We start from the raw sequence: 13,270 nt of genomic DNA, 5'->3' as shown, positions 1-13,270 counted from the left end.
ACAGCGGATTAAAAATCATCATCGAGATCGAAGCTATCTTCTTCGTCCAACATACGATCTTCAGCTTTATCAATATCATTCATTACACGTTGAAAAAAACGTAGTTTACGAACAGTATCACGAGCCTCAGCCCAATCTTCTTCAGCAAAATCGATTTTAAATTCACGAACTAAACCGTCAATCCATTGCTGAACTTCAACTTTTAAGGTACTAAGTTGCTCGGTAGAGGTGGCCTCATCAAGCTGTTCACGCATTTCGAGTGCAGATTGTAAAAATTCAAAATCGCTAATGGACTGATCCAAGTGATGATCTTGTTTTTTTAAGCCAAGTAAATACGCCGCACGACTATCAACTTGTGAGAGCACTTTATACGCTTGATTGATTTCACTCGACTTGATCAATGCTTGATCTTTGTCAGTGGCTTTATCGGGATGATATTGCTGTTGCAAACTTAAAAATTGTTTTTTTAAAGCTGCTAAATCTATATCGAGTGCTTCTGGTAATTGGAACAACTCAAAATGATTCATGGGAGATGAATTCCGCTATTAATAAATACGTTAAAACAGTGCGGAACACACTGTTTTGACGAAAAGAAAGAGGGTGTTGCTAGTTAGACGGTAAATGATTCACCGCAACCACATTCACCTTTTTGATTTGGATTGTTAAACTCAAAGCCTTCATTGAGACCATTTTTAACATAATCCATCTCTAAACCATTGAGATAAACCAAGCTTTTAGGGTCAACGAAGACTTTAACGCCGAGTTGTTCAAATACTTGGTCATGTGTGTCGATATCATCGACAAACTCAAGTACATAAGCCAATCCAGAACAACCCGAAGTTTTCACACCAATACGAATGCCTTCACCCTTACCGCGATTTTGCAGGTAATTGCTGATGTGAGTCGCAGCATTTTCAGTTAAATGGATCATGAAAACTCCAATAATTTTTCAGTAATTACACAGCTTTCGCTTTCTTACCACGATAGTCTTCAATCGCAGCTTTAATTGCATCTTCAGCCAATACAGAACAGTGTACTTTTACTGGTGGAAGTGCAAGCTCGGTTGCAATATCAATGTTTTTGATTGATTGAGCTTCATCAAGTGTCTTGCCTTTTAACCATTCGGTGACAAGCGAACTTGATGCAATTGCAGAACCACAACCGTAAGTTTTGAAGCGAGCTTCTTCAATTACGCCATTGTCATCAACTTGGATTTGTAAACGCATTACATCACCACAAGCAGGTGCACCGACCATACCTGTACCTACGTTTTCTGCATTTTTGTCTAATACACCAACATTACGAGGGTTTTCGTAATGATCAATTACCTTTTCGCTATAAGCCATTTCGCTTCTCCAAACCTCGGGGTCAGCCTAATATTAATATGAGGGTTAAAACACTGTTTTCAATGAAGAGTTCAATTCAAACTACAATGAATTAGTGTTCAGCCCATTCAACTGTTGAAAGGTCGATACCTTCTTTATACATATCCCAAAGCGGAGAAAGTTCACGTAATTTCTCAACAGCAGCTTTGGTAATTGTTAACACATGATCAATATCAGCTTCAGTTGTATATTTACCAAAACTGAAACGAATCGAACTATGTGCTAATTCATCAGATAAACCTAAAGCACGTAATACATATGAAGGCTCTAATGTTGCAGAAGTACATGCTGAACCACTTGATACTGCAAGATCTTTTAATGCCATCATCAATGATTCACCTTCAACGAAGTTAAAGCTGACATTAAGATAGTTTGCAACGTTCTCAGTCGGATGACCATTCAAGAACACTTGCTCAAGGTCTTGGAAGCCATTCCAAAGTTTGTCACGTAGGTGGCGAAGACGCTCTTGTTCTGCCTGCATAGTTTTACCAGCAATTTCAAAAGCTTCCCCCATACCTACAATTTGATGAGTTGCTAAAGTACCAGAACGCATACCGCGCTCATGACCACCACCATGCATTTGTGCTTTTAAGCGAACACGTGGGCTACGGCGGACAAATAGAGCACCAATTCCTTTAGGGCCATAAATTTTATGACCAGAGAAGCTCATTAAATCAATTTTCATGGTTGAAAGATCGATTTCAACTTTACCAGCGGCTTGTGCAGCATCAACGTGTAAGAATGTTTTATTCGCACGTGTTAACTCGCCAATAGCTGCTACGTCAGTAATCGTACCGATTTCATTGTTCACCATCATCAGTGAAACAAGAATGGTATCTGGACGTAAAGCTGCTTTAACCATTTCAGGCGTAATTAAACCTGTACGTGGTTCAGGTTCTAAATAAGTAATTTCAAAACCTTGTTCTTCTAGCTCACGGCAAGTATCTAACACAGCTTTGTGTTCGATTTTACTAGTAATGATGTGCTTGCCTTTTGAGCCGTAAAACTGAGCAATACCTTTTAGTGCTAAGTTGTCAGATTCGGTTGCACCAGAAGTCCAAACGATCTCACGTGGATCTGCTTTAACTAGGTTTGCAACTTGTTCACGTGCATATTCAGCTTTTTCTTCAGCTTGCCAACCATAGGCATGCGAGCGTGATGCAGGATTACCAAAAGTCCCTTCGAAGGTTAAACATTCCATCATGCGTTCTGCAACTTCAGGAAGTACTGGTGTTGTTGCTGCATAATCAAGATAAATTGGACGTTTCATGTCAAATACCTGTAACCGATAGGAGGGCTGAATCTAAACTTGCTGAGTTTTGGCGAAGTGCAACAGTTTGAACGTTGTCGCGTGCAATCAGGTCTGCAAGAGAGATTTTTGCGAGATAATCGGCAATATGGTGGGAGAGTTCTTGCCATAAGTCATGTGTTAAGCACATTGCACCATTTTGACAATTGCCTTTATGATCGCAACGTGTTGCATCGACGGTTTCATTTACAGCTTCGATAATTTCTAGCACGGTAATTTCAGTTGCATTTCGTGCAAGATGATATCCACCATTAGCACCACGAACACTCGAAACTAACCCATGTCGTTTAAGTTTTGCGAATAACTGTTCTAAATAGGCGACTGATATGGATTGGCGTGCTGCTATTTCGGCAAGCGTGATCGTTTGTTCAGTTGGCTGCAAAGCTAAATCAAGTAGAGCAGTCACTGCGTAACGACCGCGAGTTGTAAGACGCATGATTCGGTACACATGGTTAGACTAGATGTCTAAATTTTATGAATTCCGACTAAAATAGTCAAGTTTTTTAATTGCCAAAATGCGTGTGAAAAGTGAAATATGTTGGAATTATTGTATCCACATATTATAAACGAAAAAGCCTATTAAAATAAAGCTGAATACAGCGAATGAGATATTAATCCAACGTTGGCGTTTTTGCATGCGATGAATGCGGTTTTGATATTGTTTAACTTCAACCAATAATGAGTTGATCTCAGAGCGTTGCTGATCGATTTTATCAAGCAATGGCGCAATTCGCTGCTGAGACGCAATAGCTTCTGCATCACTATCAAATGCATTGAACCATTGTTTCCAATTTGCGAATATACTTGTGAGTGTGAGGTGAGGGATTAAATCCATCACATCTTCTTGAAGTCTTGCATCACCTAAAATACGCATATTGTAGATACTGCGCTGATTATTAAATACGAAAATTTTAATCAAATCGATGAGTGTGCTATTTATTTCTAGGTCAACTTTTCGATCTAGGGCTTTGATATCAAATAAAATTCCTTTTTCGGTAAATTGGACATAAAAGTCAAAAAAAGGAATATAGCTGTTAATTCGAATGGTAACTTTTTCATCGATAAGCTTTTTCGCTTGCAAGCGTAAAGTTGCATCATGGGTGAGAATGAATGAAAAAAAAGTTTCTAAAACAATGATGACAATGTTTAGCAACAAATGGGGGTGTTTATGTCTTTGTTGCGTATCACTCATAGGTCTCTTTATCCTTGCCAATCACACTATAAATTTCATAAAGCACGTAAATCTGAGTATCCATACTCAATTATTAAAAATAATTTACATGACTTTATTGCTTTGTAGAACAGTTTTTTAAAACGATCAAGTCTTAACTTTGATATTATAAAAACATTTTTATGGTTAAATACGACATACTGTTTGTAAAGTGTTTGGGAGTAATGGTTAATGGACAACTCAAATGTAGAACACCCAACTGATGAGGCAGAGGTAAAAACTAAGCTAAAATCAAAGAGTTCTAAAAAATCTGCCCTTGATTTCAAAAAGTATACGCAACAGATTTGGCTGGCTGGATTAGGTGCTTTTTCACGCGCAGAAGAAGAGGGAAATAAATTATTTGACTCTTTAGTCAAGGTGGGTGAAGAGCTAGAATCCAAGACTGTAGATTTTGCTGATAACACTGTTGGAAAAGTGACTGAAAAAGCCAAAGAATCAGTGACGGATACTAAAGATAAAGTTGAAAAAATTTTAGACACAGGTGTGAATCATTCGTTGAATCGTATTGGTCTAGTCACTCCAAAAGATCTCCAACATATCGAGCAACTTTTAGTTCAGCTACATATTAAAGTAGATGCATTGATTGAAGAAAATAATCAATTAAAGAGTAAATTGAATAAAAAGTAAAAAAATATAGGCACTCGTCTGTTTATGTGGTTTTTGAGTATTTATTTTTACTAAAAAGCCTTTCTAGTATTGCGTTCTCCCCTAAAGCATTGCTATAAAGGCGGCATGGCCTTTTAAACTATAGCCTTGGATCTTAACAAACGATATTAAGAGGATATTTTGTATCATGAATAAATCAGAATTAATTGATGCGATTGCTGAAAAAGGGGGAGTATCTAAGTCGGATGCTGGTAAGGCACTCGATGCAACGATTGCGTCAATCACTGAAGCACTTAAAAGCGGTGATACGGTTACTTTAGTTGGTTTTGGTACATTTAGCGTTAAAGAACGTGCTGCACGTACTGGTCGTAATCCTAAAACAGGTGAAGAGCTTCAAATTAAAGCAAGCAAAGTACCTAGTTTTAAACCAGGTAAGGGTTTAAAAGATTCAGTTGCGTAATCTTTTTAAATCAAAAAACGCACCATTTTGGGTGCGTTTTTTATTTATTGAATGAAATACTTTATTCAGCATTCATTCGCTTTGGTTTTTCAGTTAAAATTGCCCCGAAATAAAATATTGGAATACTTATGGAATCATTTCGTACAGTCATTAAGGGTTGGCTTGGCAAAGTCCTATTAGTTTTGTTTTTGACCCCTTTAGCGCTTGTAGGTATTGAAGGATATTTTAGCGGCAGTAATAAAGCAGACGTTGCGAAATCTGTTAACGGACAAGATATTTCTAATAAAGACTTGGAAAGTGCGACTAAAAATTATAAAGATCAATATTTATCAATGGTAAAAGGTGATGAGTCTCTTTTAAATCAGCCAGTTATTCAGCAAAAAGCTTTAGATGCGCTGATTGCACGCTCTTTATTGCAACAACAGGCGGAAAAGTTAGGTATTTCTTTAAGCGATACTCAGCTAGAGCAAATGTTGGCACAACAACCAAGTTTCCAAGAAAATGGAAAGTTTTCTCAAAAGTTGTATGAAAATTATTTACGTTCAGTCGGAATGACTAACCAAGCTCTAATTGCTAGCTTGCGTCAAGATCATGCACTAAAAATGATTTCATCGACTTTGTTAGATTATGCATTGGTGAGTAAATCTGATTTACATCAGCTTGCGAGTTTGCAAACAGAACAGCGTACTTTGCATTTAGCAAGTATTAAGTTGGACGATTATAAAAAAGGTTTGACTGCGTCAACTCAAGAAATAACAGATTACTACAACAAGCATAAAAATGAATTTAAGCAAGTTGCGAGTGTTGATGTTGATTATGTGGTTTTAAGCCCAGCGTTATTGCCTCAAACTAATTTAAATATTACGGAGGCTGATTTACAACAGGCTTATAAGGCTTTTGTTGAAAAGCAGCAGAAAGATGCAAAACGTGAAGTTAAACATATTTTAATTACAACTGATGCACGTGATGCGGCAGCAGCTCAAAAAATTGCGAATGATGTTTATGCCAAGATTCAGGGTGGAATGTCATTTGCTCAAGCGGCTGCACAATTCTCTGAAGATCCAACTTCAAAAGCACAGGGTGGTTTAGTTGATGCTTATGTACCAGGTATTTTCTCAGCTGACTTTGATAATGCTGTTAATGCCTTAAAGAATGGTGAAGTTTCTAAGCCTGTTAAAACACAATATGGCTACCATATCATTGAAGCAAATGCACCAGTTGCAAATATTCCTTCATTTGAGACTGAGAAAGCTCGCTTAACAGCTGAAGTACAGAAGGCAAAAACTGCAAATTTATTTAGCGATACTGTAAATAGCTTAAATGAAATGGTTGTGGGTAATGACTCTTTAGAAGCAGTTGCTCAAGAAGTGAAGGGTGCTCGTGTTGAATCTTTAAATGGGGTGACTTTAACCACTCAAAACCCTTATTTGAGCGATTTAAATGTTAAAGCAAAACTGTTTAATGATGATGTGAAAAACGGTGATCGTAATGCATCTTCTAATATTCAGTTAGCGAATGGTGATACGATTTGGATTAAAGTTCGTAATTACCATGCAGCGGGCGTTAAACCATTAGATCAAGCGACTGCTGAAGTAAAAGCAAAAGTCATTGAAGCAAAGGCGTATAAAGCTGCTCAAGCAAAAATTGCAAAGATTTTAGCTGATTTTAAAGCGTTACCTGCTGCACAAGTTGTTGCAGAATCACAAGTCATTTTTGAAGATGCAGGCACATTTACACGTTCTCAAGGTTTAAAGCGTGCAATTGAGCGTGCTGCTTTCAGCATTCCAGCGCCAACTAAAGAAGGTATGTGGTCTGCTACGACAGCAAAATTACCTAATGAGTTGGTTATCGTTGCAGTTTCAAACGTGAATACTAATGCTGCAAATGAGTTACCGCCAGAGCAAATTACTGAGTTAACTAAGTTGTATCAGCAGTTCCGTGGACAGCAGCTATTAGAAGACTATACTGATTATTTAAAATCAAAGGCGAAGATCAAATAAGTTTGGTCTAAGCTTTAAAATTTAAAAAGCCAGTTCTTATGAACTGGCTTTTTTGTGCATTATAAGCATTATTTTTTCTGAATAAATTTAGCTTCTTCGGATTGTGGATATTGGTTAAGCAACTTCGTTTTATACTGGTTGGCAAGAGCAGTGTTTTTATCGACTTCTTTTGCAATGCTATAAAGTTGATAAACCGCTCGAGATGCTTTTGCTGAATTGGGATAGCGTGTTACTACGATATTATAGTTTTGCTTGGCTGCTTTATAGTCGACAGGTTCAACCGCTAAATAAAACTCAGCCAGCCAAAAGTAAGCATTGCCAACATAAATTCCATTTGGGTGGTTCTTAATGAAATTTTGCATTGGTTGAATGGCTTTTTTTGCCCCACCTTGTTTGTAGGCATCTAGTGCAACCGTGTATGCTGCTTTTTCTAGCTCAATTTGGTTGTTGGTATTGCTCGTGGTAGCAGTATTTGACTTCGGTTGTACAATTGGTGCTTGGATTGTTGAATCTTGTTTAGCTGGTGCTGCAGGGGGTGTTGTTGTTTCTGCTTTGGGTGCTTCAGTTGTAGTTGTATTCTCTGTTTCTGTGTTTTCTTCTGGTGGATCAATTTTTTGAGAGAGTAATTCTAAACGTTGATCTAAATCTGTATAGCGATTTGCTAGTTCTTTTTTCAGTTGCTCAATTGAATTGTCATGCTCTTCTAATTGACCACGTAATTTGCGTACTTCTTCTTCTAGTTTTTGGTTCTTTTGAATGAGATCCCAATTTAGGTTTGAGCCAGTATTAGACATATTTGTATTATCTGCAATCGTCTGGCTGAGTGCACGAGATTCAATGGGAACATTTGCATATAAATGTGCGCTAGCGAGTAAGGCAGTAAAAAGTACGGAATACTTTTTTAGCATAAAAATTCATCCATAAAGTTAAAAAGCCGTGAGCGAACAAGTCCTCATGTTTACTTGTGGCACACTAGATCTATGTTTTTGATTTAGTCATTAAAGCAGCAACTCATTTAAATGCAATAAGCATTTACAATCTTCAAGCATTTTTCGAATAAAGAAATTATCTATTGTTTAATGTTTATACACTTTTAAATTAAATAGATAATATAGAGATGGATTCTGCTGATGAAATAAGCAATTGAATCAAAAAGTCACTTAAAAACAGATACAAGTCTTGCAACTCAGGCAAAAATCTCTATACTTTGTCAGGCAATGGTAGCCCTGCTGGTAGCTTCGCAATTGTACTCTATGAACCCCGCCAGGACCGGAAGGTAGCAACGGTAATAGATCTATGATGTGCCGAAGTAATGCTAGTGGGGCTGCCACCATTTATTCTTCATCGCTCGTTCGAGCAATTGCTTTCATAATTATTCCCATATCAAATCCTCGGTATTGTAAGAATCTAATTTGTCTTGCTTTTAGTTTTGGATCTGTCTCTACATCTATCCCAAATTTCTTTATTTTGAGTTGATAAGCTTGATCTAGCCAATCAACCTCTGAAAGTTCTTCTGTAATAAGTTCTGTATCGAGTTGTTTTGCTTTTAAAGCCTGTTTAATTCTTTGTAATCCTTTACCTTTTCTAAGTTGACTGGCCAATGTAAGCTCTGCAACACGTTGGTCGCTTTGGTAATTTTGTTGTGCTAACTCATCAACTAGATTTGCAACTTCTTCTGGATTGATCGCATATTGATTTAATTTTGCTTCGAGATCTGCTTTGGAATAATCCCGACGTGTAAGAAGGGCGAATGCATAAGAGCGTAATCTTGCACCTGTCAGTGTTTTGGGCTTTTCTATTTTTTCAGAATTAAACAAGTTTTATATCCTCTTGAAAGAAAAACGCCCCGAAGGGCGTTTCAGCTTAGCTTTCTAAAAAATCTGGTTCATCTTCATCTTCGGTTTGAGCTGCTTCTTTGTTGTTCTTAGTAAGAAGTTGTTCACGAATAACCTTTTCAATTTCTTGAGCCATTGCTGTATTTTCTTCAAAATGACGAATCACATTGTTTTTACCTTGGCCAATTTTATTGCCTTGATATGAATACCATGCACCCGCTTTTTGTACGATGTCTTGTTGAACGGCAAGATCAACCAATTCGCCTAACTGATTAGTGCCTTTGCCATACATGATTTGGAACACAGCTTCTTTGAACGGAGGCGCCATTTTGTTTTTCACAACTTTAACACGCGTTTCGTTACCTGTGATCTCGTCACCTTCTTTCACTTGACCAATACGACGGATGTCTAAGCGTACAGAAGCGTAGAATTTAAGTGCATTACCACCTGTAGTGGTTTCTGGGCTACCAAACATCACACCAATCTTCATACGGATTTGGTTAATGAAGATCACCATACAGTTAGAGCGTTTCGCATTACCTGTAATTTTACGTAGGGCCTGACTCATTAAGCGTGCTTGTAAGCCCATGTGTGAGTCACCCATTTCGCCTTCAATTTCGGCTTTAGGGGTTAATGCTGCTACAGAGTCGACAACGATTAAATCGATTGCACCAGAACGCACCAACATATCGGCGATTTCGAGCGCTTGCTCACCGTGGTCAGGTTGTGAAACCAATAGATTATCAATATCTACGCCAAGCTTACGTGCATATTCTGGATCTAATGCATGTTCTGCATCGATAAATGCACAGGTACCGCCATTTTTTTGACATTGAGCAATCGCTTGTAATGTCATAGTAGTTTTACCTGAAGATTCAGGACCATAAATTTCGATAATACGACCTTTAGGTAATCCGCCAATCCCTAACGCGATATCGAGAGTTAAAGAACCTGTAGAAACCGCTTCAACAGCTTGTACAGTATTATCACCTAAGCGCATCACGGTATTTTTACCAAACTGCTTTTCAATTTGGCTTAAGGCTGCTTGTAACGCCTTGCTTTTATTATCATCCATCTCAAAACCTCAAAACTTTATCTTCTTAACGACTAACCCAAGTGGATGTATTGAATCTCAACTTGTTGGGACTTGAGTATAGTGGCAGATTCTAGTTGTATATTCCACATCTGATCTGTGCCAATACGACACAAGATGACGCGTCCAAATTAGAAAATTTTATTCATCATGATATGACCATGATTGTACATTTTCTTGTTTAAAACGATTGATATCACGACGATCTTTTTTACTTGGTCGGTGATCAGGTCGGGCTAGATTATGCAATTTTCGCTGTGATGCATGCAACTCTCTACGCTCAATACTTTCGGGTGTTTCTTCATAAAGAAGTTGAGCCATGGGGGCACCACCTCGAACAGCCGATAGCGCTTTCACAAAAACGGTCTTTTTCTCAAAGCCTTGTTGGATGGTGAGTTCCATTCCAATACGGACGTCTCTAGAAACTTTAACGCGGTCATTGTTGTGATGGACTTTACCACCTTCAATTGCTGCTTTGGCAATAGAGCGTGTTTTAAAAAAACGTGCAGCCCAAAGCCATTTATCAATGCGCATGGCATCCATGCTGTCTGATTCATGCTGTTTTGGCATCTGTTACCTGTAAGTTGGTGTCAAGATAATCAAAGAGATTGGTTAAATGATCAAGAGATGGGTACGCTATTTCCGTGGCGAGTCGAGCTGGTTTAGCGCTAGACGGTTGTAAAATGCTAAACAATTGGTTAATACCAAAACGTTCAGCGCCTTGGAGTACCGCAACCGTATCATCAATAAATATTGCTTGAGCTGGATCAAATGGATGTATTTGTTGTAACTTTTGCCAAAAAGCGACTTCTTCTTTGGCATGCCCAAGCTCTTCGCTACTGATCATGACTTCAAAATAAGGGCTAAGTTCGACATTTTCAAGCTTCAGTTTTAAGCCTGCTCGATCGGCATTGGTCAGTAACCAACAGCGATAGCCTTGAGCTTTGAGTTGTTCTAATAATTCATGACAACCTTTACGTGCGCGAATTTTTTCACGGTGTTCATATTGTAGTTGTAAAACATCTACGCCAACTTTAGCAGTCCAATACGCCGAAGAATACCAAGATAGTGTATGCTTATGTTGTTGGTAAAATTGGAATAGTGTTTGTTTACTTTGCTCTAAACTGCATTGATGTGTTTGGGCATGACGTTCAGGTAAACAATGGTTCCAAATGAAATCATCGAAGGCTAAATCGAGTAATGTGCCATCCATGTCGAACATGGCGATAGGCTGCTGCTGTAAATCTAAATATGACATAAGGCTGATCTATGTTTATTAAAACGCTTGCCCCACAAGATCAATTTATTCTGAAACTTGTGCCAATCATGGCGCAGGCAAGTCAAATATTATTGGAAGAATATCAAAATTATTGTGCGGGTGGTGAGTTTAATATTCAGGAAAAAAGTGATGATTCGCCTGTGACTCAGGCAGATTTGAAAGTAAATCGTTTTTTATTAAAGCAGTTAGCGGAAATTACGCCAGAGTTACCAGTGTTGTCAGAGGAGAGTGATTATTCTGCTCGATCTGCTTGGTCACGTTGCTGGATGCTCGATCCTTTGGATGGTACGAAAGAGTTTATTCATGAGCGTGATGAATTTACGATTAATTTAAGCTTGATCGAGGGTAATGAAACGACTTTTGCGATTATTGCCGTACCCTGTGAACAGGTCATGTATATTGGTTATCAGTCACACTTACCTTATAAGTATAGTTTTAGCCGTCAAGAATGGTTTCAATACCAGATCGAAGAACATGATTTGGCAGCGCCACTTCAAATTGGTTTAAGTCATAGCAGTAAAAACCCCAAATATAAAAATTTTATCGAACCAATTTTGCGAGATCGTGCTGTAGAAAGACGTGAGGCAGGGAGTGCCTATAAGTTCTGCATGATGTTAGAAGGTGAAATTGATATTTACCCAAGATTTCATCCAACCTCAGAGTGGGATACGAGTTCAGGACAAGCTTTACTTGAAAGTATCGGTGGTGGATTGATGACTTTGGATGGAAAACCATTTCAATATAATCAGCGTGAGACTGTTTTGAATGGTGGTTTTATCGCGTTTAGAGATCAATATTGCAAAAAAATTGCTTACGGGGCATTGGCGCATTCGGGCATTTTAGATTGAGTCTTCTAGCGTGCGTGGTATAGTGAGCTAAATTTAAGTTTGTATGTGAATATGGCCCTGCATTTATTGCCTAAAAGTATGTTTGAAGCAATTGATTTACTGCCAGATGCTTCAACTCCTGTCACGTTGTTTACTCGTCACTCTTTACGTGAGTTGGTGAATGGGCAGGGATTGGCTGGTTATGACTTGCAATTAACGGAGCAAGGTCGAGATTTGGCTTATGCATGGGGTCAATATCTTATTAAAAATACGGATCGAGCAATTCAGCATTGTATCTCTAGTCCAATTCAGCGTTGTGTTGATACGGCTGCATTAATGATTCAAGGTGCAGATGGGATTCATGAGGCAATAAATACGCATACAATTGAAATTGTTGAGCAGCGATTGTTGGTAGAACCCGGAAGCTTTGTGCTAGATATTCAGCAAGCAGCCCCTTACTTTCGTAAACAAGGTGCATTAGGGTTTATTAATAGTTTTGTGAACAATGCTTTGCCTGGTATGAAACATCCTATAACAGGCGTTTTTGATGTTTTGGAGCTGTTATATCACACCCATCCGACGCAACATCAAGGTTTAAGCTTGGCTGTTAGTCACGACACCATTATTGCTGCGATCGTTGCAGTGATTTCAGGTCAAACACAAATTGATAAGTCGGATTGGCCTGAGATGATGGAGGGCTTATTTGTGTGGTTTGAAGGTGAGGATTTTAGCAATAGTAAGCTAAAATGGATTTGGCGTGGTCAAAAGCATGAACTGGTCATTAAGGATTTTCAGAATAAATAAGATTTTGGAAAAGTATGATTTAATTGTGCAATTTAAAATTAAGAAACTACTAACGTTGCATTACTAAGTTGAAGACAATAAAAAAGCCCGAAAATCGGGCTTTTTTACATGCATCAAATTAGTTAGCTAAAGCTTTAATTTGAGCGTTTAAGCGGCTCTTGTGACGAGCAGCTTTATTTTTGTGGATGATGCCCTTATCAGCCATACGGTCGATTACAGGTACAGCTGTTTTATAAGCTTCTGAAGCAACAGCATAGTCACCAGCAGCGATCGCATTTACAGTACGTTTGATGTAAGTACGAACCATAGAACGCAAGCTTGCGTTGTGTTTACGTGCTTTAACGTTTTGACGAGCACGTTTTTTAGCTTGAGCAGAGTTTGCCACTCGTGCACTCCTTGAAAATAAGTTGGTCTGGGCGGGCTGAAGTTAAAACCAAAAAA

General features: G+C 38.3%; 17 protein-coding genes and 1 other RNA gene. 6 read left to right on the top strand and 12 right to left on the bottom strand.

The window, feature by feature from the left end; genetic code table 11:
• Positions 1-8 precede the first annotated feature (8 nt).
• The 6 genes from hscB to O1449_RS09305 all read right to left on the bottom strand — a co-directional run bounded on the left by hscB (position 9) and on the right by O1449_RS09305 (position 3,886).
• Positions 9-527: a Fe-S protein assembly co-chaperone HscB gene (gene hscB / locus O1449_RS09330; RefSeq protein WP_004661458.1), complete on the bottom strand. Its 519-nt coding sequence runs from the start codon at positions 525-527 to the stop codon at positions 9-11.
• Between the two features lie 83 nt (positions 528-610).
• Positions 611-931, bottom strand: coding sequence for an iron-sulfur cluster assembly protein IscA (gene iscA / locus O1449_RS09325; RefSeq protein ID WP_004661460.1), 321 nt, complete (start codon positions 929-931; stop codon positions 611-613).
• Positions 932-956: 25 nt separating this feature from the next.
• On the bottom strand, positions 957-1,346 hold the full coding sequence (gene iscU / locus O1449_RS09320) for a Fe-S cluster assembly scaffold IscU (protein ID WP_269238141.1): 390 nt from the start codon (positions 1,344-1,346) through the stop codon (positions 957-959).
• A gap of 91 nt (positions 1,347-1,437) precedes the next feature.
• Complete coding sequence (locus tag O1449_RS09315) at positions 1,438-2,655, bottom strand: IscS subfamily cysteine desulfurase (RefSeq protein ID WP_005215456.1); 1,218 nt, start codon at positions 2,653-2,655, stop codon at positions 1,438-1,440.
• A gap of 1 nt (position 2,656) precedes the next feature.
• Complete coding sequence (locus O1449_RS09310) at positions 2,657-3,130, bottom strand: Rrf2 family transcriptional regulator (protein WP_004661463.1); 474 nt, start codon at positions 3,128-3,130, stop codon at positions 2,657-2,659.
• A gap of 108 nt (positions 3,131-3,238) precedes the next feature.
• Entirely contained in the window at positions 3,239-3,886 is a 648-nt protein-coding gene (locus tag O1449_RS09305; RefSeq protein ID WP_269230078.1) for a hypothetical protein, read from the bottom strand.
• A 210-nt stretch (positions 3,887-4,096) separates the two neighbouring features.
• On the opposite strand from O1449_RS09305, the gene O1449_RS09300 reads away from it, so the two are divergent.
• The 3 genes from O1449_RS09300 (at position 4,097) to O1449_RS09290 (ending at position 6,991) form a co-directional block, all read left to right on the top strand.
• Positions 4,097-4,552 (top strand): phasin family protein, encoded by a 456-nt coding sequence (locus tag O1449_RS09300; protein ID WP_004661467.1) that lies wholly within the window; start codon positions 4,097-4,099, stop codon positions 4,550-4,552.
• Positions 4,553-4,718: 166 nt separating this feature from the next.
• Positions 4,719-4,991: an HU family DNA-binding protein gene (locus O1449_RS09295; protein ID WP_004661469.1), complete on the top strand. Its 273-nt coding sequence runs from the start codon at positions 4,719-4,721 to the stop codon at positions 4,989-4,991.
• Between the two features lie 128 nt (positions 4,992-5,119).
• The gene (locus O1449_RS09290; protein WP_269238139.1) at positions 5,120-6,991 is read left to right on the top strand and encodes a SurA N-terminal domain-containing protein; all 1,872 of its coding nucleotides are present in this window, start codon (positions 5,120-5,122) and stop codon (positions 6,989-6,991) included.
• A 68-nt stretch (positions 6,992-7,059) separates the two neighbouring features.
• Here the strand turns inward: O1449_RS09290 and O1449_RS09285 are convergent, their stop codons facing one another.
• Positions 7,060-7,899, bottom strand: a complete 840-nt coding sequence (locus O1449_RS09285) for a YbgF trimerization domain-containing protein (protein ID WP_269230080.1) — start codon at positions 7,897-7,899, stop codon at positions 7,060-7,062.
• Between the two features lie 319 nt (positions 7,900-8,218).
• Between O1449_RS09285 and ffs the strand changes: the two genes are divergently transcribed.
• Positions 8,219-8,315, top strand: an RNA gene (ffs, locus tag O1449_RS09280) — signal recognition particle sRNA small type.
• Between the two features lie 10 nt (positions 8,316-8,325).
• On the opposite strand, the gene O1449_RS09275 is transcribed toward ffs, so the two are convergent.
• The 4 genes from O1449_RS09275 to O1449_RS09260 all read right to left on the bottom strand — a co-directional run bounded on the left by O1449_RS09275 (position 8,326) and on the right by O1449_RS09260 (position 11,177).
• Positions 8,326-8,808: a regulatory protein RecX gene (locus tag O1449_RS09275; RefSeq protein ID WP_269238138.1), complete on the bottom strand. Its 483-nt coding sequence runs from the start codon at positions 8,806-8,808 to the stop codon at positions 8,326-8,328.
• Positions 8,809-8,854: 46 nt separating this feature from the next.
• Entirely contained in the window at positions 8,855-9,901 is a 1,047-nt protein-coding gene (gene recA / locus O1449_RS09270; protein WP_269230082.1) for a recombinase RecA, read from the bottom strand.
• A 159-nt stretch (positions 9,902-10,060) separates the two neighbouring features.
• Positions 10,061-10,489 (bottom strand): RNA-binding S4 domain-containing protein, encoded by a 429-nt coding sequence (locus O1449_RS09265; protein WP_269238137.1) that lies wholly within the window; start codon positions 10,487-10,489, stop codon positions 10,061-10,063.
• Positions 10,473-11,177 (bottom strand): HAD-IA family hydrolase, encoded by a 705-nt coding sequence (locus O1449_RS09260; protein ID WP_269230084.1) that lies wholly within the window; start codon positions 11,175-11,177, stop codon positions 10,473-10,475. Before O1449_RS09260 ends, O1449_RS09265 begins: the two co-directional genes overlap by 17 nt.
• A gap of 11 nt (positions 11,178-11,188) precedes the next feature.
• On the opposite strand from O1449_RS09260, the gene O1449_RS09255 reads away from it, so the two are divergent.
• Both O1449_RS09255 and O1449_RS09250 read left to right on the top strand, forming a co-directional pair.
• Positions 11,189-12,046: a 3'(2'),5'-bisphosphate nucleotidase CysQ family protein gene (locus O1449_RS09255; RefSeq protein WP_269238136.1), complete on the top strand. Its 858-nt coding sequence runs from the start codon at positions 11,189-11,191 to the stop codon at positions 12,044-12,046.
• A gap of 51 nt (positions 12,047-12,097) precedes the next feature.
• Complete coding sequence (locus tag O1449_RS09250) at positions 12,098-12,829, top strand: histidine phosphatase family protein (protein ID WP_004661479.1); 732 nt, start codon at positions 12,098-12,100, stop codon at positions 12,827-12,829.
• Positions 12,830-12,947: 118 nt separating this feature from the next.
• Here O1449_RS09250 and rpsT read toward each other — a convergent pair whose 3' ends face one another.
• Positions 12,948-13,214, bottom strand: coding sequence for a 30S ribosomal protein S20 (gene rpsT / locus O1449_RS09245; protein WP_004639414.1), 267 nt, complete (start codon positions 13,212-13,214; stop codon positions 12,948-12,950).
• Between the last annotated feature and the right edge of the window lie 56 nt (positions 13,215-13,270).

Origin of the sequence: Acinetobacter sp. TR3, from assembly GCF_027105055.1 — a bacterium.
In the GTDB taxonomy this organism is placed as follows: Bacteria; Pseudomonadota; Gammaproteobacteria; order Pseudomonadales; family Moraxellaceae; genus Acinetobacter.
The sequence above is the reverse complement of the archived record's forward strand: the minus strand, read 5'-3'. Positions and strand labels throughout refer to the sequence as shown.

What these genes read in the sequence shown, in the direction of transcription:
- O1449_RS09255 (WP_269238136.1), top strand. Translation starts at nt 11,189, where the DNA reads ATGTTTATTAAAACGCTTGCCCCACAAGATCAATTTATTCTGAAACTT.
- iscU (WP_269238141.1), bottom strand. Translation starts at nt 1,346, where the DNA reads ATGGCTTATAGCGAAAAGGTAATTGATCATTACGAAAACCCTCGTAAT.
- O1449_RS09295 (WP_004661469.1), top strand. Translation starts at nt 4,719, where the DNA reads ATGAATAAATCAGAATTAATTGATGCGATTGCTGAAAAAGGGGGAGTA.
- O1449_RS09290 (WP_269238139.1), top strand. Translation starts at nt 5,120, where the DNA reads ATGGAATCATTTCGTACAGTCATTAAGGGTTGGCTTGGCAAAGTCCTA.
- O1449_RS09315 (WP_005215456.1), bottom strand. Translation starts at nt 2,655, where the DNA reads ATGAAACGTCCAATTTATCTTGATTATGCAGCAACAACACCAGTACTT.
- recA (WP_269230082.1), bottom strand. Translation starts at nt 9,901, where the DNA reads ATGGATGATAATAAAAGCAAGGCGTTACAAGCAGCCTTAAGCCAAATT.
- hscB (WP_004661458.1), bottom strand. Translation starts at nt 527, where the DNA reads ATGAATCATTTTGAGTTGTTCCAATTACCAGAAGCACTCGATATAGAT.
- O1449_RS09260 (WP_269230084.1), bottom strand. Translation starts at nt 11,177, where the DNA reads ATGTCATATTTAGATTTACAGCAGCAGCCTATCGCCATGTTCGACATG.
- iscA (WP_004661460.1), bottom strand. Translation starts at nt 931, where the DNA reads ATGATCCATTTAACTGAAAATGCTGCGACTCACATCAGCAATTACCTG.
- O1449_RS09250 (WP_004661479.1), top strand. Translation starts at nt 12,098, where the DNA reads ATGGCCCTGCATTTATTGCCTAAAAGTATGTTTGAAGCAATTGATTTA.
- O1449_RS09305 (WP_269230078.1), bottom strand. Translation starts at nt 3,886, where the DNA reads ATGAGTGATACGCAACAAAGACATAAACACCCCCATTTGTTGCTAAAC.
- O1449_RS09265 (WP_269238137.1), bottom strand. Translation starts at nt 10,489, where the DNA reads ATGCCAAAACAGCATGAATCAGACAGCATGGATGCCATGCGCATTGAT.
- O1449_RS09285 (WP_269230080.1), bottom strand. Translation starts at nt 7,899, where the DNA reads ATGCTAAAAAAGTATTCCGTACTTTTTACTGCCTTACTCGCTAGCGCA.
- O1449_RS09310 (WP_004661463.1), bottom strand. Translation starts at nt 3,130, where the DNA reads ATGCGTCTTACAACTCGCGGTCGTTACGCAGTGACTGCTCTACTTGAT.
- O1449_RS09300 (WP_004661467.1), top strand. Translation starts at nt 4,097, where the DNA reads ATGGACAACTCAAATGTAGAACACCCAACTGATGAGGCAGAGGTAAAA.